Raw genomic sequence first — 16,619 nt, 5'->3', positions numbered from 1 at the left:
CTAGTTTACTTGGTGTCGATGACACATCGCGCACCCCTCGCGTGCGCTCACGGGGAAACGGCCATGAAGAAAGCAACCTGGCGCCTGGTCGCGCATGGGCGCGTGCAGGGCGTGGGCTATCGCGCCGCCTGCGCCGACGCGGCGGACGAACTCGGGCTGGGCGGCTGGGTGCGCAACCGGGTCGACGGCACCGTCGAGGTGATGGCGCACGGCACGGTCAAGCAGCTGGAAGCGCTGCAGGCGTGGATGGAAACGGGCCCGCCGGCGGCGCAAGTGACGTTTGTCGACGTCGGGCCCGGGGAAGGGGAGTTTGCCGGCTTCGAGTTCCGGCCGACGGTCTAGTGGATCAGGCGGCGGTCCAGTCGACCGGGGTGCGGCCGTGCGCTTCCAGCCAGTGGTTGGCCTCGCGAAAGTGGCCGCAGCCCAGGAAGCCGCGATGCGCCGACAGCGGCGAGGGATGCGGCGCTTCCAGCACGCGGTGGCCGTCGCCCAGCAGCGGCTTCTTGGCCTGGGCGTGGCTGCCCCACAGCATGAACACCAGGTTCGGGCGGCTCGCCGCCAGCGCGTGGATCAGGCAGTCGGTGACCGCTTCCCAGCCGCGGCGCGCGTGGCTTGCGGCCTGGCCCTGCTCGACCGTCAGCACGGTGTTGAGCAGCAGCACGCCCTGGCGCGCCCAGCCTTCCAGGTTGCCCGAGGTGCGCGGCGGGGTGGGCGAAGAGGTGCCATCCGTGCCGAACTCGGCGGCGATTTCCTTGAAGATGTTGCGCAGGCTCGGCGGCACCTTGATGCCTTCCGGCACCGAGAAAGCCAGCCCATGCGCCTGCGGCAACTCCATGCCGCCGACCGTGCCGGTGCCGTGATACGGGTCCTGGCCCAGGATCACCACCTTGACCGCGTCGGGCGGAGTCAGGTGCAGCGCATGGAAGACGTGGTGCGGGAACACCGGCTTGCCGGCGGCGCGTTCGCCGTCGACAAAGGCAGCCAGCTCCTGCCAGGCCGGCACGGTGGTGCAGGGCGCCAGCAGCGCTCGCCAGGCGGCGGGGAGGGCATCGGCCTGGGCCTGCAGGCCGGCAGCGGGGGATGGCTCGCCGGACGCGCGGGGCGCTTCGGCGGCGAAGAGATCAGCTTGCATGCGTGAGGAATGCTTGGCGGCAAAGCCGCGATTATGACGCCTTGCCTTCGGCGATTCCGGCCAGGCGGTAGCCGCGCGCGGCTTTGCTGAGGTCGGAAGGGAGCAGCGCGGCCACGGCGGCAAGCCGAGCGGCGAAGGCGCGCAGGGCATCGGTCGCGTGCGCGGCGTCGCCGTCGAGCCATTCCAGTTCGAGTTCCTGGATGCGTTCCTGCACGGCGCTGGCCGGGGCGGTGATGGTGCCGGTGTCCAGCGCCGCTTCGATACGCGCGTCGTCCTGCGTGACTATCCAGGTGCGGCGGACGAAGTCGGTGCGGAACACCGGTGCCAGCTTGCCGGCCAGTGGCGCGAGCACGGTTTGCGCTTCAGCGGGAAAGGTCTGCAGCTCGATGGCCTCGCCGGCGATCCCGGTTTCCCATTCATGGCGCGTGGCCAGTCCGCCCTGGCTGCTGCCGGCGGTCTTCAGCGTCTGCAGCCATTGCGCGCCCTTGCGGCGCAGTCGCAGCGCGGCGCGGGCCTGGGCCAGGTCGCGCGCCGGTGTGTCGAGGTAGACGTTGAGCAGGGTGGCTTCACCCTGTGGCTGGCCGTTGGCGTCGAGCCATGCGGCCAGTGGGGCGAGGGCGTCGTCGGGGACGGCGAGCTTGAGTTCGATTTCCTGGGGCATGGGGGGAATGTTTGGAGTGGCTGGCGCGATGTCTGTTCAATCACCACCAGCCGGTCCCCTCTCCCGCACGCGGGAGAGGGGAGCAAACCTGCGGCGGCGCTAAATGCACCGCCGGAAAATGGCCCTCAGGCAAACAACCGCGCCAGCTCCACGCCCGGATCCGGTGCGCGCATGAACGCCTCGCCCACCAGGAACGCATGCACATTGGCATCGCGCATGCGCTTCACGTCGGCCGGCCCGAGGATGCCCGATTCGGTCACCACCAGCTTGCCATCCTGCATATGCGGCAGCAGGTCCAGCGTGTTGTCCAGCGACACCTCGAACGTGCGCAGGTTGCGGTTGTTCACGCCCAGCAGCGGCGTCTTCAGCCGCAGCGCGGCATCCAGCTCGTCGTCGCCATGGACTTCCACCAGCACGTCCATGCCGAGTTCCAGCGCGCAGGCTTCCAGCTCGGCCATCAGGCCCGGATCCAGCGCGGCGACGATCAGCAGGATGCAGTCGGCGCCCCAGGTGCGGGCCTCGTAGACCTGGTACAGGTCGACCATGAAGTCCTTGCGCAGCGCAGGCAGCGGGCAGGCGCCGCGGGCGCGTTTCAGGTAATCGGCATGGCCCTGGAAGAAGTTCACGTCAGTCAGCACCGACAGGCACGCCGCGCCGTGCGTGGCGTAGCTCTCGGCGATGGCTTCGGGCACGAAGTTCTCGCGCAGCACGCCCTTCGACGGCGAAGCCTTCTTCACCTCCGCGATCACACCGGCATGGCCGGCCGCGATCTTGTCGCGCAGCGCGCGCTCGAAACCGCGCGGCGCCAGACCCGCTTCGTTGCGCAGGCTCTCGGCCTCGGCGCGCAGGCTGGGCAGGTCGCGCTTCTTGCGCGCGGCGGCCACTTCGTCGGCCTTCACGGCCAGGATTTTTTCCAGGATATCGGACATATCAGCGCCTCTTATTTGAACTGCTGCGTGGCGTGGACGAACTGGTCGAGCTTCTCGCGCGCCGCGCCGCTGGCGATGGCCTCGCGCGCGCGGCGGATGCCGTCCTCGACCGAATCGGCCACATTGGCGGCGTACAGCGCGGTGCCGGCGTTCAGGGACACGATCTCGCGCGGCGTGCCAGGCACGTTGGACAGTGCTTCGAGCAACATCTCCTTCGATTCCCCCGCATCGGCCACCTTCAGGCCGCGGTTGGAGATCATCGACAGGCCGAAGTCCTCGGGGTGGATCTCGTACTCGCGCACCTCGCCGTCCTTCAGTTCGCCGACCAGCGTGGCGGCACCCAGCGAGACCTCGTCCATGCCGTCCTTGCCGTAGACGACGATGGCGTGTTTGGCGCCCAGGCGCTGCATCACGCGCACCTGGATGCCCACCAGGTCAGGGTGGAACACGCCCATCAGGATATTGGGCGCATCGGCCGGGTTGGTCAGCGGGCCCAGGATATTGAAGATGGTGCGCACGCCCATTTCCTTGCGGATCGGCGCGACATTCTTCATCGCCGGGTGGTGCGTGGGCGCAAACATGAAGCCGATGCCGGTCTGCTCGATGCACTGGCCGACCTGCCCGGGCGTCAGCATGATGTTGACGCCCAGCGCTTCCAGCACGTCGGCGCTACCCGACTTGGAGCTGACGCCACGGTTGCCGTGCTTGGCGATCTTTGCGCCGGCCGCCGCCGCGACGAACATCGAAGCGGTCGAGATATTGAAGGTATGCGAGCCGTCGCCGCCGGTGCCGACGATGTCGACGAAGTTCTCGCGGTCCTTCACCACGACCTTGTTGGCGAACTCGCGCATCACCTGCGCGGCGGCCGAGATCTCGCCGATGGTTTCCTTCTTGACGCGCAGGCCGGTCAGGATCGCGGCGGCCATCACCGGCGAGATCTGCCCCTGCATGATCTGCCGCATCAGGTGCAGCATCTCGTCATGGAAGATTTCGCGGTGCTCGATGCAGCGCGTCAGGGCTTCTTGCGGCGTGATCATGGCGTTCTCGTTGACGGTCTGGATGGCGTGGTGCGGGTCGTGGTGACTGGTGGCAGGCGCGGAATCTAGCAGTCTCATCGCGGCGCCTTGACGAAGTTGGCCAGCATCGCATGGCCATGCTCGGACAGGATCGACTCGGGGTGGAACTGCACGCCTTCGATGGCGAGCGTCTTGTGGCGCACGCCCATGATTTCGCCGTCCGGGGTCCAGGCGGTGATCTCCAGGCAATCGGGCAGGGTCTCGCGCTCGATCGCGAGGGAATGATAGCGCGTCACGTCGAAGTGCTTGGGCAGCCCGCTGAACACGCCTTGCTGCGTGGTTTCGATGGTGCTGACCTTGCCGTGCATGACCTGCTTGGCGCGGATCACCTTGCCGCCAAAGGCTTCGCCGATGGCCTGGTGGCCCAGGCACACGCCCAGCATCGGCACCTTGCCGGCAAAGTGCTGCAGCGCCGCCACCGAGATGCCGGCTTCCTTCGGGCTGCACGGGCCGGGCGAGACACAGATATGGTCGGGCTTCATCGACTCGATCTCTTCAATGGTGATCTCGTCGTTGCGGTAGGTGCGCACGTCCACGCCCAGTTCGCCAAAGTATTGGACCAGGTTGTAGGTAAACGAATCGTAGTTGTCGATCATCAGCAGCATGGCGTCTGTCTCCTGTTCTCTCAGATGTCGGAGTCCAGGCCATCCTGGACCTGCTCGGCGGCGCGGATCACGGCGCGCGCCTTGGCTTCGGTTTCCCTCCATTCGGCTTCGGGATCCGAATCTGCAACGATGCCGGCGGCGGCCTGCACGTAGAGGTTGCCGTCCTTGATGATGCCGGTGCGGATGGCAATGGCGAGGTCCATCTCGCCGCCGAACGACAGGTAGCCCACCGCGCCGCCGTAGATGCCGCGCTTGCGCGGCTCCAGTTCGTCGATGATCTCCATCGCATGGACCTTGGGCGCGCCCGACAGCGTGCCGGCCGGGAAGGTCGCGCGCAGCACGTCCAGGTTGCTCATGCCTTCACGCAGGGTGCCTTCGACCGAGCTAACGATGTGCTGCACGTGCGAGTACTTCTCGATCACCATCTTGTCGGTGACCTTGACCGAGCCGGTCTCGGCGATGCGGCCGATATCGTTGCGCGCCAGGTCGATCAGCATCACGTGCTCGGCGATCTCCTTGGGATCGTTCAGCAGCTCGGTGGCGAGCTGGGCGTCCTTCTCCGGTGTATTGCCGCGCGGGCGGGTGCCGGCCAGCGGGCGGATGGTGACGATGTGTTCGCTGCGGGTGTCGCCATTGGTGCCGACCTTGCGTTCTTCCTGGCGCACCAGGATTTCCGGCGAGGCGCCCACCACCTGGAAATCGCCGAAGTTATAGAAATACATGTACGGCGACGGGTTCAGCGAACGCAGCGCGCGGTACAGCGACAGCGGCGAGTCGCGGTAGGGCTTCATCAGCCGCTGGCCGACCTGCACCTGCATCATGTCGCCGGCCATGATGTATTCCTTGGCCTTGTGCACGGCGTTCAGGTAGTCCGCCTTGGCGAATTCGCGGTAGACCTCGGTCTGCACCGACGGGCTGGTCACCGGTACGTCGACCGGCTGGCGCAGCTTCATGCGCAACTCGCGCAGGCGCTGGCGGGCACGGGAATACGCTTCGGGCGTGGTCGAGTCGGCGTAGACGATCAGGTAGAGCTTGCCCGACAGGTTGTCGATTACCGCCAGCTCTTCGCATAGCAGCAACTGGATATCGGGCAGGTTCAGGTCGTCGGGCTTCTGCGTGCCCGCGAGCTTCTTCTCGATATAGCGCACCGCGTCATAGCCGAAGTAGCCGGCCAGGCCGCCGCAGAAGCGGGGCAGGCCCGGGCGCAGCGCCACCTTGAAGCGGCTTTCGAACTCGGCGATGAAGTCGAGCGGATTGCCTTCATGCGTTTCCACCACCTTGCCGTCGGTCACCACCTCGGTGCGCTCGCCAAAGGCGCGCAGCAGCGTGCGGGCATGCAGGCCGATGAAGGAAAAGCGCCCGAAGCGCTCGCCGCCGACCACCGATTCCAGCAGGAAGGTGTTGACGCCGCGCGTCTGCGACTGGGCCAGCTTCAGGTACAGCGACAGCGGCGTTTCCAGGTCGGCAAAGGCCTCGGCGATCAGCGGGATGCGGTTGTAGCCCTGGTCGGCCAGCGATTTGAATTCCAGTTCGGTCATGTCGGTCCTCTTGCGGTCCTTTTGTGCGGCGTCGCTGCGCGGGTGAGGTTGGGCGCGGCGCCGCATTTCGGCAATCAGGCTGGAGCGAATGGATACCCGCCCCGTTTGGCGGGCCGTGGTGCAGGCAAGTTGCGGACAAGACTGCACACGGCCGGGGAAGGGCGTGCGGCGCGTTCTTGAGCTAAACGTAGCAGAGAATTTCCGCTGCGCTGGCTTTTGGCGGGTTTGGGTGGGATGCCCGGCACGGGGTTGAACCCTCAGCCGGTTGTAACGACGCCCTCGGGTAGAGGGCGCGTCAGCAGACTCGCGAACGCACTTTACGCCTGTTGGGAGGCGCGCCAGCGACGCCAGGGCCAAGCCTGCCGATCACTGCCAGAAGAGATGCGTTTGCGGTTGAGAAACATTGAATGTTCAGGGATTTCAGTCGCGATCGATCTTGAGATCGACCGTATTGAGATCGACCGTATTGGACCGATCTCAGCGATGACCTGCCCGGTGTGCCGCAAACAGCGCTGCGGCGTGGGCAATGGTGTCGACTATACCATCGGCTTCGACGGCTTGTACAGGATTGCCATGGTTGTAGCCATAGGGCACCAGCAGCACGCCCATGCCCGCCGCGCGGGCTGCCTGGGCGTCGTTTTCCGAGTCGCCAAGGGCCGCCATTGCCGACGGATCCAGCCTGAACACCTCCGCCACCTTGAGCAGCGGGAACGGGTCGGGCTTGCGCAGCTGGAACGCGTCGCCGCCGTAGACCAGCTCGAAATACGGCGCCAGCCCGGTCTTGGCCAGCAGCGGCTCGGTGAAGCTGTGGGGCTTGTTGGTCACGCAGGCCAGCCGCAGCCCGGCCGCCTTCATCGCCGCCAGGCCTTCGCGCACGCCGGGATAGACCTGCGAGAACTGCCCGTTGATGCGGATGTACTCGCGGTCATACAGCGCGTAGGCATCGGCAAAGAGGCTGTTGGCGTGCAGCGGCGAGAAGCGCGCGTCCAGCACGCGCCGGATCAGGTTTTCCGAGCCCTTGCCGACGTAGCTGACGATCTCCTGCCCGGACATCGGCGCCACCGGTCCCAGGTTGGGGTGCTGGCGGCCCAGCGACAGCAGCATGGCGTTGATCGAGGCGTGGAAGTCGCCCGCCGTATCGACCATGGTGCCGTCGAGGTCGACGATCACCCCTTCGATGCCGCTCCAGTCGGTGCGGCGCAGTGCCAGGCCTTCGGTCATTGCCCGGCCTTGGCCAGTTCGCCGCGCAGTGCCGAGATGATGCCGCGGTAGCCGCCGTCCGCATCCGGCTTGCCGAACACGGCGGAACCGGCCACGAAAGTGTCGGCACCGGCCGCGGCGATCTCGGCGATATTGTCGACCTTCACGCCGCCGTCCACTTCCAGCAGGATGGTGCGGCCGGTGCGGGCCGTGTATTCGTCGATGCGCTGGCGCACGGCGCGCAGCTTGTTCAGCGTCTCGGGGATGAACGACTGGCCGCCGAAGCCCGGGTTGACCGACATCAGCAGGATCACGTCCAGGCGGTCCATCACGTGATCCAGGTGGTGCAGCGGCGTGGCCGGGTTGAACACCAGGCCGGCCTGGCAGCCGTGATCGCGGATCAGCGCGAGCGAGCGGTCGACGTGTTCGCTGGCTTCCGGGTGGAAGGTGATGATATTGGCGCCGGCCTTGGCAAAGTCCGGGATGATCCGGTCCACCGGGCGCACCATCAGGTGCACGTCGATGGGGGCGGTCACATGGGGACGGATCGCCTCGCACACCAGCGGGCCCACGGTCAGGTTGGGCACGTAATGGTTGTCCATCACGTCGAAGTGGATCCAGTCGGCGCCGGCCTCGGTCACGCGGCGGACTTCCTCGCCCAGGCGGGCGAAGTCGGCGGACAGGATGGACGGGGCGATGCGGAAGGTGGGCTGGGTCATGGTAGCTGCGGATGGCGCGCGGTGAAGGCAGGGAATGCTGTTATCGCCGCTGCGGCGGGCCGGAGCCGGGGGCGCCGCTAGGGGCGGCCGGGGCGCACGGCGGGCGGCACGGCGTTGAAAGACCGCTATTCTACGCCCGCCCGGACGGGATCGCGTCGGGCCGGCGCCCGGCCTGCGCTCTTGCCCGTCCCGCGCCCATCCCGCACAATGCGGCTACCCATTTCCCTGCCGGCCGCTCCCGCCGCCGGCCCTGCCCAAGATGAGCGAGTACGCCTTCTCCGTGTCGGTGCGCACCCAGTACCTGCCGGACCAGTCCGACCCCGAGCGCGGGCGCCATGCCTTCGCCTACACCATCACCATCCACAACACCGGCGAGGTGGCGGCGCAGCTGATCTCGCGCCACTGGATCATCACCGACAGCGACAACGGCACGCAGGAAGTCGCCGGCCTGGGCGTGGTGGGCCACCAGCCGCTGCTGAAGCCGGGCGAGCATTTCGAGTACACCAGCTGGGCCACCATCTCGACGCCGGTCGGGTCGATGAAGGGCGAATATTTCTGCGTGGCCGAGGACGGTCACCGCTTCGAGGTGCCGATCCCCGAATTTGCGCTGGTGCTGCCGCGCATGCTGCACTGAGCGCGCGCGTCCAGCCCGGGAAGCCGGGAACCTACGGGCGCTTCGCGCTGTCCTGTTCCTGCGACGGCGTTTGCTGGCCTTGCGTCGACGGCTCCGGCTGGCGCGAAGGGTGGTCGTCGGGCGCGCGGGTCGGGCGTGGGTTCTTTCTGGCTGTGCCCATGGTCCAGACCACGATAAAGATCAGCAGGAACAGCGCCACGCCGGCCTCCAGGGCGAACAGCAGCATGGGATGGGCTTCGAAGAACTTGCTCATGGCGGATGCGGCAGTGGCAATGACAGATGACGGTGGGATTGTAGGGCAACTGCAGCAAGTGCCCGGTGCGATCCCTGCCGGGCCGGCACCGGTCGCGGGACACTGAACAACAAGCAAGATGGCATACGCGGATTCCCTTTCGATTTCTCTCCCTGGTTTCACCTCGCGCGTCGGCGCCCGTGCCCGCGCCTGGATGGCGCTGGCCGGCGCCGGCGTGCTGCTGGCAGGCTGCATGAGCGGCCCCCCGCCGCGCATCGAGACCGGCCCGTCCGGCACCACGCCGCCCACTTCGTCGACCCAGAAGGGCCAGCTGCAGGCCGCCAGCTGGAACGAGATCGGCGGCTGGAGCCAGGACGACGTGCGCGCCGCCTGGCCCGCGCTGCAGGCCAGCTGCCAGGCGCTGAAGAAGCGCGCCGAATGGAGCCGCGCCTGCGCCGCCGGCATGATGGTCGACGCGGGCGACCTCAACGCCATGCGCACCTATTTCGAAACCAACTTCCAGCCCTTCCGGGTGGTTAACGGTGACGGCACCGACAGCGGCCTGATCACCGGCTACTACGAGCCCATCCTGCACGGCTCGCGCACGCGCCAGGGGCGCTTCCAGGTGCCGCTGTACCGCAAGCCGGCGCAATTCGGCAACCGCCCGATGCCGGCCCGCGCCGAACTGCTGCAGAACCCCGCCATGCGCGGCAACGAGCTGGTGTGGGTGGATGACGCGGTCGAGGCGGCCTTCCTGCAGATCCAGGGCTCGGGCCGGGTCCGGCTGCCTGACGGGAGCCTGATGCGGGTCGGCTTCGGCGGCACCAACGACCAGCCGTTCCGCTCGTTCGGCAAATGGCTGCTGGACCGCGGCGAGATCACGCCGGCGCAGGCCACCATGCAAGGCATCAAGGCGTGGGCGCGGGCCAACCCCGGGCGTGTCGACGAGATGCTGAACGTCAACCCGCGCTTTGTGTTCTTCCGCGAACTACCGCCGAACAACGACGGCCCGGTGGGCGCGCTGGGCGTGCCGCTGACGGCCGAGCGCTCGATCGCGGTCGATCCCGCCACCATTCCGCTGGGGGTGCCGGTGTTCCTGTCGACCACGCGCCCGCTGTCGACCGAGCCGATCCAGCGGCTGATGTTCGCGCAGGACACGGGCAGCGCCATCAAGGGCGGCGTGCGCGCCGACTTCTTCTGGGGCGCTGGCGATGCGGCGGGCGAGACCGCGGGGCGGATGAAGCAGGGCGGCAGGATGTGGGTGCTGATGCCGCGCAGCTGAGGTCACTGGCCGCCCAGGCAAACAAAAGGGACGCCTCGGCGTCCCTTTTTGATCCCGTGGCAATCACCGTGGCCGCTGGTCCACGATCCGCTTCGCCTTCCCCACCGAACGCTCGATCCCGCCCTCCTGCAGCACCTCGATCGTGGCGGTGACCCCGATATACGACTTGATCTCGTGCGCCAGCCGCTCTCGCGCGGCCTGCGCGCGCGCCGGCTCGCTGCCATGGGCGCATTCCACACGGACCGTCAGCGTATCCATATGGCCGTCCTTGCCCAGCACGCACTGGTAGTGCGGGGCCAGTTCGGCCTGCTTCAGGATGAGTTCCTCGATCTGTGACGGGAACACGTTGACGCCGCGCACGATCATCATGTCGTCGGTCCGGCCGGTGACCTTCTCCATGCGGCGGAAGGCGGGCCGCGCCGTGCCTGGCAGCAAGCGGGTCAGGTCGCGGGTCCGGTAGCGCACTACCGGCATCGCTTCCTTGGTCAGCGAGGTAAAGACCAGCTCGCCGAATTCGCCGTCGGGCAGCACCGCGCCGGTATTCGGGTCGATGATTTCCGGGTAGAAGTGGTCTTCCCAGATGGTCGGGCCGTCCTTGGTCTCGGCGCATTCGTTGGCCACGCCCGGGCCCATCACCTCGGACAGTCCATAGATATCGACTGCCGAGATGCCCATGCGCTTCTCGATCGCCAGCCGCATTTCCGGCGTCCAGGGCTCGGCGCCGAAGATGCCCACGCGCAGCGAGCTGCTGGCCGGGTCGATGCCCTGGCGCTCGAACTCATCGGCGATCGCCAGCATGTAGCTGGGCGTGACCATGATGATCTCGGGCTTGAAGTCCAGGATCAGCTGGACCTGGCGCTCGGTCTGGCCGCCGCCGAACGGGATCGCCGTCAGGCCAGCTTTCTCGACGCCGTAGTGCGCGCCCAGCCCGCCGGTGAACAGGCCGTAGCCATAGCTGATATGTACCTTGTCGCCCCGGCGCGCGCCCGAGGCGCGGATCGAGCGCGCCATCACCGTCGCCCAGTTATCAATGTCCTGGAGCGTGTAGCCGACCACCGTGGGCTTGCCGGTGGTACCGGACGAGGCATGCACCCGCGCCACCCGGTCCTGCGGCACGGCGAACATGCCGAACGGGTAGTTGTCGCGCAGGTCCTGCTTGCTGGTGAACGGAAAGCGTGCCAGGTCGGCCAGCGATTGCAGCTGGTCGGGATGGACGCCGGCCTCGTCGAATTTGCGGCGGTACACCGGCGAGTTGGCGTAGGCATGGTGGAGCGACCACTTCAGCCGCTCCAGCTGCAGGGCCTGCAGCTCGGCGCGGCTGGCGGTCTCGATCGGATCCAGGGGCAGATCGGTCAGGCGCGTGCTCATGTCGTCTCCTGCGCGGGGGGCGTTTTATCTTGGGGGGCGGCGGCGTTCAGGCTACGGCATCCGGCGGCACGACATGTCCCTTGATCTGCGCCGACTTGCCGCGGAACATCGCTACCACCTCGCCCGCGGCATTGGTCACGCGGATGTCGTAGATGCCGTGCCGTCCCGACAGGGTCTGCTCGATGCCTTCGGCCGTCAGCACGTCGCCGCCGTGCACGGGTTTGAGGAACTCGATGCTGCAGCCGGCTGCCACGGTATTGATGTTATGGCTGTTGCAGGCGAACGCGAAGGTCGAATCGGCCAGCGTGAACATCAGGCCGCCGTGGCAGATGCCATGGCCGTTCAGGAATTCGTTGCGAACCGGCATGGTCAGCCGGGCATAGCCGGGGCGGACCGCTTCGACGGTGATCCCGAGCCAGCGGCTGCAGGTATCGGCTTCATACATGGCGGCCGCGGCCGCTTCGGCGAGGGCCTGGGGGTCCTTGTGCAACGTTGTCTCCTTGGGGCGGGGTGGCGCCGGCGGGCGCCTGGAATGCCTACTTGCCGGTGAAGCGGGCGGCGCGCTTTTCCAGGAAGGCGTTGACGCCCTCCGCATAGTCCGCGGACTGGCCGAGGTCACGCTGCAGGTCGCGTTCCAGGTCGAGCTGGGCATCGAGGGTGGCGGTGCCGCTGGCGTACATGGCGCGCTTGATCGCGGCCAGCGCCCGGGTCGGCTGCGCGGCCAGGTGCGTGGCCAGCGCCAGCGCCTGCTCGGGCAGCAGCGGGTCGTCCATGGCTTCCCAGATCAGGCCCCATTTCTCGGCTTCCTCGGCGGACAGGCGCTCGCCGGTCATCGCCAGCCCCAGCGCGCGCGCCATGCCGATGCGCTTGGGCAGCAGCCAGGTGCCGCCTGAATCCGGCACCAGCCCGATCTTGACGAAGGCCTGGATAAAGTTGGCCGAACGGGCGGCCAGCACCATGTCGCAGGCCAGCGCCAGGTTGGCGCCGGCGCCGGCGGCGGTGCCGTTGACCGCCGCCACCACCGGCAGCGGCAGCGCCTGCAGCCGGCGGATCAGCGGGTTGAACCAGGTATCGATCAGTTCGCCCAGGTCGGTCATCTGTCCGGGCGTGAAATCCAGGTCGGCCAGGTCCTGCCCGGCGCAGAAGCCACGGCCGGCGCCGGTCAGCAGCAGCGCCCGCGCGCCGCCTGCCTCGACATGGTCGAGCGCCTGCTGCAGCGCCTTGTGCATCTCGCGGGTAAAGCTGTTGAGCTTGTCGGGGCGGTTCAGCGTGATCACCGCGACGGGCCCCTGCCATTGGAGCAGGATGGGGCCGGCATCGAGGCTGACCGGCTGGCCAGCGGGCGTGGACATCGGGGGCATGTTTGTCTCCTGCCTGGTGTTCTTTGCGGTCGGCGCGGGGCTGGCGCCGCTAAAATAAACCGACCAGTCGGTCGGCAAATGGTAGCACTAATTACCGGCTGCGTGAGCCATGCGCTCAGCGTAAGGGCGGCGGACCGGGGTGCCTTATTAGTACTAACCCGCGATCGAAGGCCGCAATCGGGATGGCGACCGCAATGCCGGCACCCCGTGTCGCTCTATAATCGCGCTGCCGACAACAATTGCAGCATCGCTGGTGCCCGTCTGCGCGCCGGCACGCAAGACTGTTTCACTGATTCCCTCATTTCCGCACTGGATCTCCCTATGAAGAAGTTCGCAGCACTCCTTTTGGTCTCGTCCGTGGCGCTGTTCGCCGCGTGCGGCAAGAACGAATCCGCGCCGGCCGCCGCCAGCACGGGCAGCGCCGCCGCCACCAGGATCATCGTCGGCCTGGATGACAATTTCCCCCCCATGGGCTTCCGCGATACCAATAACGAGCTCGTCGGCTTCGATATCGATATGGCGAAAGAGGCCAGCCGCCGTCTCGGCATGACCGTCGAATTCAAGCCGATCGACTGGAGCGCCAAGGAAGCCGAGCTGAACGGCAAGCGCGTGGACGTGCTGTGGAACGGGCTGACCATCACCGACGAGCGCAAGAAGAACATCAGCTTCACCGCGCCCTATATGACCAACCACCAGATCGTCATCGTCGGCAACAATTCGCCAGTGAAGGCCAAGGCGGACCTGGCCGGCCGCATCGTCGGCGCGCAGGACGGCAGCAGCGCGGTGGATGCCATCAAGAAGGAAAGCCAGATCGCCGCCAGCCTCAAGGAGCTCAAGACCTTCGGCGACAACGTGACGGCGCTGATGGACCTGTCCGCCGGCCGCCTCGACGCGATCGTGGTCGATGAAGTGGTGGGCCGCTACCTGATCAGCAAGCGTGCCGGCGAATACCGCGTGCTGGAAGAAAACTTCGGTACCGAGGACTACGGCGTCGGCGTCCGCAAGGATGACGCCGATCTGCTCGGCAAGCTGGACAAGACCCTAGCCTCGATGAAGCAGGACGGCACGGCCGCCCGCATCGCCACCCAGTGGTTCGGCGCCGATATCACCAAGTAATCCAGGCGCTGCGCGGCGCCCCGCGCGGTTCAGGCAGGGCGCCGGCTTCTTTCCGGACTCGGGCGCTGGCCGCGCGACGGTCCGCTGCCTCGAATCCTTCCTCCTTCTGTTCGCGCGAACATGGATTACGTCTTATCTCTTCTGGGGCCATTGGCGCAGGGTGCGAAAGTCACGCTCACCCTGTTTGTCATCACGCTCGCCCTCTCGGTGCCGCTGGGGCTTGCGCTGGCGCTGGCGCGCATCTCGTCCTGGCCGCTGCTGAGCGGTGCGGTCAATGGCTACATCTGGCTGATGCGCGGTACGCCGCTGATGCTGCAGATGCTGTTTATCTATTTCGCGCTGCCGTTCGTGCCGGTCATCGGCGTGAGGCTGCCCGATTTTCCCGCCGCCGTGGTGGCGTTTGCGCTCAACTACGCCGCGTACTTCGCGGAAATCTTCCGCGCCGGGATCAAATCCGTCGACCGTGGCCAGTATGAAGCCAGCAAGGCGCTGGGCATGACGTACTTCCAGACCATGCGGCGGGTCGTGCTGCCGCAGATGGTCAGCCGCGTCCTGCCGCCGGTCAGCAACGAAACCATTACGCTGATCAAGGACACGTCGCTGATCTACGTGCTGGCCCTCAACGATATCCTGCGCACCGCGCGTGGCATCGTGCAGCGCGATTTCACGACCACGCCTTTCCTGGTCGCCGCGCTGTTTTACCTGGTGATGACGCTGATTCTGACCTGGTTCTTCCAGAATCTCGAAAAACGCTATGCCAAACATGATGACTAGCCCGAACGGCGCCATCCCTGACCACGCGCCCGGCAACATGATCGCGGCGCGGGACATCTTCAAGTCGTTCGGATCGCTGCAGGTCCTGCGCGGTGTCTCGCTGACGCTGCGCAAGGGCGATGTCACCGCGGTGATCGGGCCCTCGGGTTCGGGCAAGAGCACATTGCTGCGTTGCCTGAACCATCTCGAGGTGATCGACCGCGGCACCATCGAGATTGAAGGCGAGTCGCTGGCGGCCGCTGGCCCCGACGGTGCCTCCAAATATGTGCCGGAGACGGAAGTCCGCCGCATCTGCCGGAAGATGGGCATGGTGTTCCAGTCGTTCAACCTTTTTCCGCACATGACGGTGCTGCAGAACATCATCGAGGCGCCCATGACCGTCAAGGGGCTGTCGCGCGATGCGGCGGTGCCCAAGGCCGAGGAACTGCTGCGCAAGGTCGGCCTGCTGGCCAAGCGTGACAACTATCCGGCGCGCCTGTCCGGCGGCCAGAAGCAGCGCGTGGCGATTGCGCGCGCGCTGGCGATGGAGCCCGACATCATGCTGTTCGACGAGCCGACCTCCGCGCTCGATCCGGAACTGACCGGGGAAGTCCTGCGCACCATGCGGCAACTGGCGGAAGAGCATATGACCATGCTCGTCGTCACGCATGAGATGGGGTTTGCGCGCGAAGTGGCCAACCACGTCGTGTTCATGGACGAGGGCAGGATCCTCGAGGAAGGCGCGCCCGCCGAGGTGTTCGGCGCGCCTGGCCATGCGCGTACCCGGGAATTCCTGGCGCACATGCTTTAAGCCGGGCCTGGCGCCGCCACGCCACGACAGGTGGCAGAATAGCCCGCAGCCGGTGGCGACGCTGCCATTTGATTGCCAATACATAGGAGAAGACATGCCGTACGAAAACATCCTGGTCGAGACGCGCGGCCGCGTTGGTCTGGTTACGCTGAACCGCCCCAAGGCGCTGAACGCGCTCAACGACGCGCTGATGGATGAACTGGGTGCCGCGCTGACGGCATTCGACCAGGACGAGGGCATCGGCGCCATCGTCATTACCGGCAGCGACCGCGCCTTCGCCGCCGGCGCCGATATCGGCATGATGGCCAAGTACTCCTTCATGGATGTCTACAAAGGCGACTACATCACCCGCAACTGGGAAACCATCCGCAAGATCCGCAAGCCGGTGATCGCCGGCGTGGCCGGCTACGCGCTGGGCGGCGGCTGCGAACTGGCGATGATGTGCGACATCATCATCGCGGCGGACTCGGCCAAGTTCGGCCAGCCGGAAGTGAAGCTCGGCACCATGCCCGGCGCCGGCGGCACCCAGCGGCTGCCGCGCGCGGTGTCCAAGGCCAAGGCCATGGACCTGTGCCTGACCTCGCGCATGATGGACGCCGCCGAAGCCGAGCGCTCGGGCCTGGTGTCGCGAGTGGTGCCGGCCGACAAGCTGCTGGATGAAGTGCTGGCCGCCGCCGAAACCATCGCCGGGTTCTCCTTGCCGGTGGTCATGATGATCAAGGAGTCGGTCAACGCCGCCTACGAGACCACGCTGGCCGAAGGCGTGCACTTCGAGCGCAGGCTGTTCCATGCCACCTTTGCCAGTGAAGACCAAAAGGAAGGCATGGCAGCTTTCGTAGAGAAGCGCGCCCCCAATTTCCAGCATCGCTGAAAACTTGATAGGGGAATACCCGACGGCCGCGCGGGGGTATTCAAGCGCCGCCGCGCTGGCCATTTTGAGGTTTTCCTTTGTCGCTCAAGGGGTTACGACATAATCACGCGAACCCCTAGCTGAGTGCTGTGACAAAGAGGTTGCAAGCTCCACGAAACCGGCCTAATATTCGCCCCCTCGCAACACACAACGCGGCGCTGCAAGGCAGCACTGGCAAGGGTTGCGGGGTCGACCGGGAGGTTGGCGCAGCGAAGTTTGCAGCGCTGACCGCAGCAAAAAAAGCTTGCTGAAACGGTTGACGAAACGAAGAAAGCTCTGCATAATCTCGTTT

At 66.6% G+C, this 16,619-nt stretch carries 19 protein-coding genes; 7 read left to right on the top strand and 12 right to left on the bottom strand.

Annotated features, from left to right (window positions below):
* Positions 1-63 precede the first annotated feature (63 nt).
* Complete coding sequence (locus CTP10_RS14885) at positions 64-342, top strand: acylphosphatase (protein ID WP_116320189.1); 279 nt, start codon at positions 64-66, stop codon at positions 340-342.
* A gap of 4 nt (positions 343-346) precedes the next feature.
* Here CTP10_RS14885 and CTP10_RS14880 read toward each other — a convergent pair whose 3' ends face one another.
* The 8 genes from CTP10_RS14880 to rpe all read right to left on the bottom strand — a co-directional run bounded on the left by CTP10_RS14880 (position 347) and on the right by rpe (position 7,860).
* The gene (locus CTP10_RS14880) at positions 347-1,132 is read right to left on the bottom strand and encodes a uracil-DNA glycosylase (RefSeq protein WP_116320187.1); all 786 of its coding nucleotides are present in this window, start codon (positions 1,130-1,132) and stop codon (positions 347-349) included.
* A 31-nt stretch (positions 1,133-1,163) separates the two neighbouring features.
* A complete protein-coding gene (locus CTP10_RS14875) occupies positions 1,164-1,793 on the bottom strand; it encodes a CYTH domain-containing protein (RefSeq protein WP_116320186.1) in 630 nt (209 codons plus the stop codon).
* A gap of 125 nt (positions 1,794-1,918) precedes the next feature.
* Positions 1,919-2,722, bottom strand: coding sequence for an indole-3-glycerol phosphate synthase TrpC (trpC, locus tag CTP10_RS14870; protein ID WP_116320184.1), 804 nt, complete (start codon positions 2,720-2,722; stop codon positions 1,919-1,921).
* Positions 2,723-2,733: 11 nt separating this feature from the next.
* Complete coding sequence (gene trpD, locus CTP10_RS14865) at positions 2,734-3,759, bottom strand: anthranilate phosphoribosyltransferase (protein ID WP_116320359.1); 1,026 nt, start codon at positions 3,757-3,759, stop codon at positions 2,734-2,736.
* A gap of 74 nt (positions 3,760-3,833) precedes the next feature.
* The gene (locus CTP10_RS14860; protein ID WP_116320183.1) at positions 3,834-4,403 is read right to left on the bottom strand and encodes an aminodeoxychorismate/anthranilate synthase component II; all 570 of its coding nucleotides are present in this window, start codon (positions 4,401-4,403) and stop codon (positions 3,834-3,836) included.
* A 20-nt stretch (positions 4,404-4,423) separates the two neighbouring features.
* On the bottom strand, positions 4,424-5,941 hold the full coding sequence (gene trpE / locus CTP10_RS14855; RefSeq protein ID WP_116320358.1) for an anthranilate synthase component I: 1,518 nt from the start codon (positions 5,939-5,941) through the stop codon (positions 4,424-4,426).
* 477 nt (positions 5,942-6,418) lie between these two features.
* Entirely contained in the window at positions 6,419-7,162 is a 744-nt protein-coding gene (gene gph / locus CTP10_RS14850; RefSeq protein ID WP_116320181.1) for a phosphoglycolate phosphatase, read from the bottom strand.
* Positions 7,159-7,860 carry a ribulose-phosphate 3-epimerase gene (rpe, locus tag CTP10_RS14845; protein ID WP_116320179.1) on the bottom strand — a complete coding sequence of 234 codons (702 nt, stop codon included), beginning with the start codon at positions 7,858-7,860 and terminating at the stop codon, positions 7,159-7,161. Before rpe ends, gph begins: the two co-directional genes overlap by 4 nt.
* Positions 7,861-8,119: 259 nt before the next feature.
* On the opposite strand from rpe, the gene apaG reads away from it, so the two are divergent.
* A complete protein-coding gene (gene apaG, locus CTP10_RS14840) occupies positions 8,120-8,494 on the top strand; it encodes a Co2+/Mg2+ efflux protein ApaG (RefSeq protein ID WP_012353991.1) in 375 nt (124 codons plus the stop codon).
* Between the two features lie 31 nt (positions 8,495-8,525).
* Here the strand turns inward: apaG and CTP10_RS14835 are convergent, their stop codons facing one another.
* Positions 8,526-8,747: a hypothetical protein gene (locus tag CTP10_RS14835; RefSeq protein WP_116320176.1), complete on the bottom strand. Its 222-nt coding sequence runs from the start codon at positions 8,745-8,747 to the stop codon at positions 8,526-8,528.
* 118 nt (positions 8,748-8,865) lie between these two features.
* Between CTP10_RS14835 and mltA the strand changes: the two genes are divergently transcribed.
* Positions 8,866-10,008 carry a murein transglycosylase A gene (gene mltA / locus CTP10_RS14830; RefSeq protein ID WP_116320174.1) on the top strand — a complete coding sequence of 381 codons (1,143 nt, stop codon included), beginning with the start codon at positions 8,866-8,868 and terminating at the stop codon, positions 10,006-10,008.
* A gap of 63 nt (positions 10,009-10,071) precedes the next feature.
* On the opposite strand, the gene paaK is transcribed toward mltA, so the two are convergent.
* Genes paaK through paaG form a run of 3 tightly spaced genes read right to left on the bottom strand, consistent with a single transcriptional unit; the run spans position 10,072 to position 12,737 of the window.
* Positions 10,072-11,376 carry a phenylacetate--CoA ligase PaaK gene (paaK, locus tag CTP10_RS14825; protein WP_116320172.1) on the bottom strand — a complete coding sequence of 435 codons (1,305 nt, stop codon included), beginning with the start codon at positions 11,374-11,376 and terminating at the stop codon, positions 10,072-10,074.
* A 46-nt stretch (positions 11,377-11,422) separates the two neighbouring features.
* Positions 11,423-11,866 carry a hydroxyphenylacetyl-CoA thioesterase PaaI gene (gene paaI, locus CTP10_RS14820; RefSeq protein ID WP_116320171.1) on the bottom strand — a complete coding sequence of 148 codons (444 nt, stop codon included), beginning with the start codon at positions 11,864-11,866 and terminating at the stop codon, positions 11,423-11,425.
* A gap of 46 nt (positions 11,867-11,912) precedes the next feature.
* Positions 11,913-12,737, bottom strand: coding sequence for a 2-(1,2-epoxy-1,2-dihydrophenyl)acetyl-CoA isomerase PaaG (gene paaG / locus CTP10_RS14815; protein ID WP_116320169.1), 825 nt, complete (start codon positions 12,735-12,737; stop codon positions 11,913-11,915).
* 321 nt (positions 12,738-13,058) lie between these two features.
* On the opposite strand from paaG, the gene CTP10_RS14810 reads away from it, so the two are divergent.
* The 4 genes from CTP10_RS14810 (at position 13,059) to CTP10_RS14795 (ending at position 16,288) form a co-directional block, all read left to right on the top strand.
* Positions 13,059-13,853 (top strand): amino acid ABC transporter substrate-binding protein, encoded by a 795-nt coding sequence (locus tag CTP10_RS14810; protein ID WP_116320168.1) that lies wholly within the window; start codon positions 13,059-13,061, stop codon positions 13,851-13,853.
* A gap of 120 nt (positions 13,854-13,973) precedes the next feature.
* Positions 13,974-14,627 (top strand): amino acid ABC transporter permease, encoded by a 654-nt coding sequence (locus CTP10_RS14805; RefSeq protein ID WP_029048313.1) that lies wholly within the window; start codon positions 13,974-13,976, stop codon positions 14,625-14,627.
* Positions 14,628-14,664: 37 nt separating this feature from the next.
* Positions 14,665-15,417: an amino acid ABC transporter ATP-binding protein gene (locus CTP10_RS14800; RefSeq protein ID WP_116320357.1), complete on the top strand. Its 753-nt coding sequence runs from the start codon at positions 14,665-14,667 to the stop codon at positions 15,415-15,417.
* Between the two features lie 94 nt (positions 15,418-15,511).
* A complete protein-coding gene (locus CTP10_RS14795; protein WP_116320166.1) occupies positions 15,512-16,288 on the top strand; it encodes an enoyl-CoA hydratase in 777 nt (258 codons plus the stop codon).
* The last annotated feature ends 331 nt before the right edge of the window (positions 16,289-16,619 follow it).

Origin of the sequence: Cupriavidus sp. P-10, from assembly GCF_003402535.2 — a bacterium.
GTDB lineage: Bacteria > Pseudomonadota > Gammaproteobacteria > Burkholderiales > Burkholderiaceae > Cupriavidus.
The sequence above is the reverse complement of the archived record's forward strand: the minus strand, read 5'-3'. Positions and strand labels throughout refer to the sequence as shown.

What these genes read in the sequence shown, in the direction of transcription:
- CTP10_RS14835 (WP_116320176.1), bottom strand. Translation starts at nt 8,747, where the DNA reads ATGAGCAAGTTCTTCGAAGCCCATCCCATGCTGCTGTTCGCCCTGGAG.
- trpD (WP_116320359.1), bottom strand. Translation starts at nt 3,759, where the DNA reads ATGATCACGCCGCAAGAAGCCCTGACGCGCTGCATCGAGCACCGCGAA.
- mltA (WP_116320174.1), top strand. Translation starts at nt 8,866, where the DNA reads ATGGCATACGCGGATTCCCTTTCGATTTCTCTCCCTGGTTTCACCTCG.
- CTP10_RS14795 (WP_116320166.1), top strand. Translation starts at nt 15,512, where the DNA reads ATGCCGTACGAAAACATCCTGGTCGAGACGCGCGGCCGCGTTGGTCTG.
- CTP10_RS14800 (WP_116320357.1), top strand. Translation starts at nt 14,665, where the DNA reads ATGATCGCGGCGCGGGACATCTTCAAGTCGTTCGGATCGCTGCAGGTC.
- gph (WP_116320181.1), bottom strand. Translation starts at nt 7,162, where the DNA reads ATGACCGAAGGCCTGGCACTGCGCCGCACCGACTGGAGCGGCATCGAA.
- apaG (WP_012353991.1), top strand. Translation starts at nt 8,120, where the DNA reads ATGAGCGAGTACGCCTTCTCCGTGTCGGTGCGCACCCAGTACCTGCCG.
- paaG (WP_116320169.1), bottom strand. Translation starts at nt 12,737, where the DNA reads ATGCCCCCGATGTCCACGCCCGCTGGCCAGCCGGTCAGCCTCGATGCC.
- CTP10_RS14805 (WP_029048313.1), top strand. Translation starts at nt 13,974, where the DNA reads ATGGATTACGTCTTATCTCTTCTGGGGCCATTGGCGCAGGGTGCGAAA.
- paaK (WP_116320172.1), bottom strand. Translation starts at nt 11,376, where the DNA reads ATGAGCACGCGCCTGACCGATCTGCCCCTGGATCCGATCGAGACCGCC.
- CTP10_RS14875 (WP_116320186.1), bottom strand. Translation starts at nt 1,793, where the DNA reads ATGCCCCAGGAAATCGAACTCAAGCTCGCCGTCCCCGACGACGCCCTC.
- trpC (WP_116320184.1), bottom strand. Translation starts at nt 2,722, where the DNA reads ATGTCCGATATCCTGGAAAAAATCCTGGCCGTGAAGGCCGACGAAGTG.
- trpE (WP_116320358.1), bottom strand. Translation starts at nt 5,941, where the DNA reads ATGACCGAACTGGAATTCAAATCGCTGGCCGACCAGGGCTACAACCGC.
- rpe (WP_116320179.1), bottom strand. Translation starts at nt 7,860, where the DNA reads ATGACCCAGCCCACCTTCCGCATCGCCCCGTCCATCCTGTCCGCCGAC.
- CTP10_RS14860 (WP_116320183.1), bottom strand. Translation starts at nt 4,403, where the DNA reads ATGCTGCTGATGATCGACAACTACGATTCGTTTACCTACAACCTGGTC.
- CTP10_RS14885 (WP_116320189.1), top strand. Translation starts at nt 64, where the DNA reads ATGAAGAAAGCAACCTGGCGCCTGGTCGCGCATGGGCGCGTGCAGGGC.
- CTP10_RS14810 (WP_116320168.1), top strand. Translation starts at nt 13,059, where the DNA reads ATGAAGAAGTTCGCAGCACTCCTTTTGGTCTCGTCCGTGGCGCTGTTC.
- CTP10_RS14880 (WP_116320187.1), bottom strand. Translation starts at nt 1,132, where the DNA reads ATGCAAGCTGATCTCTTCGCCGCCGAAGCGCCCCGCGCGTCCGGCGAG.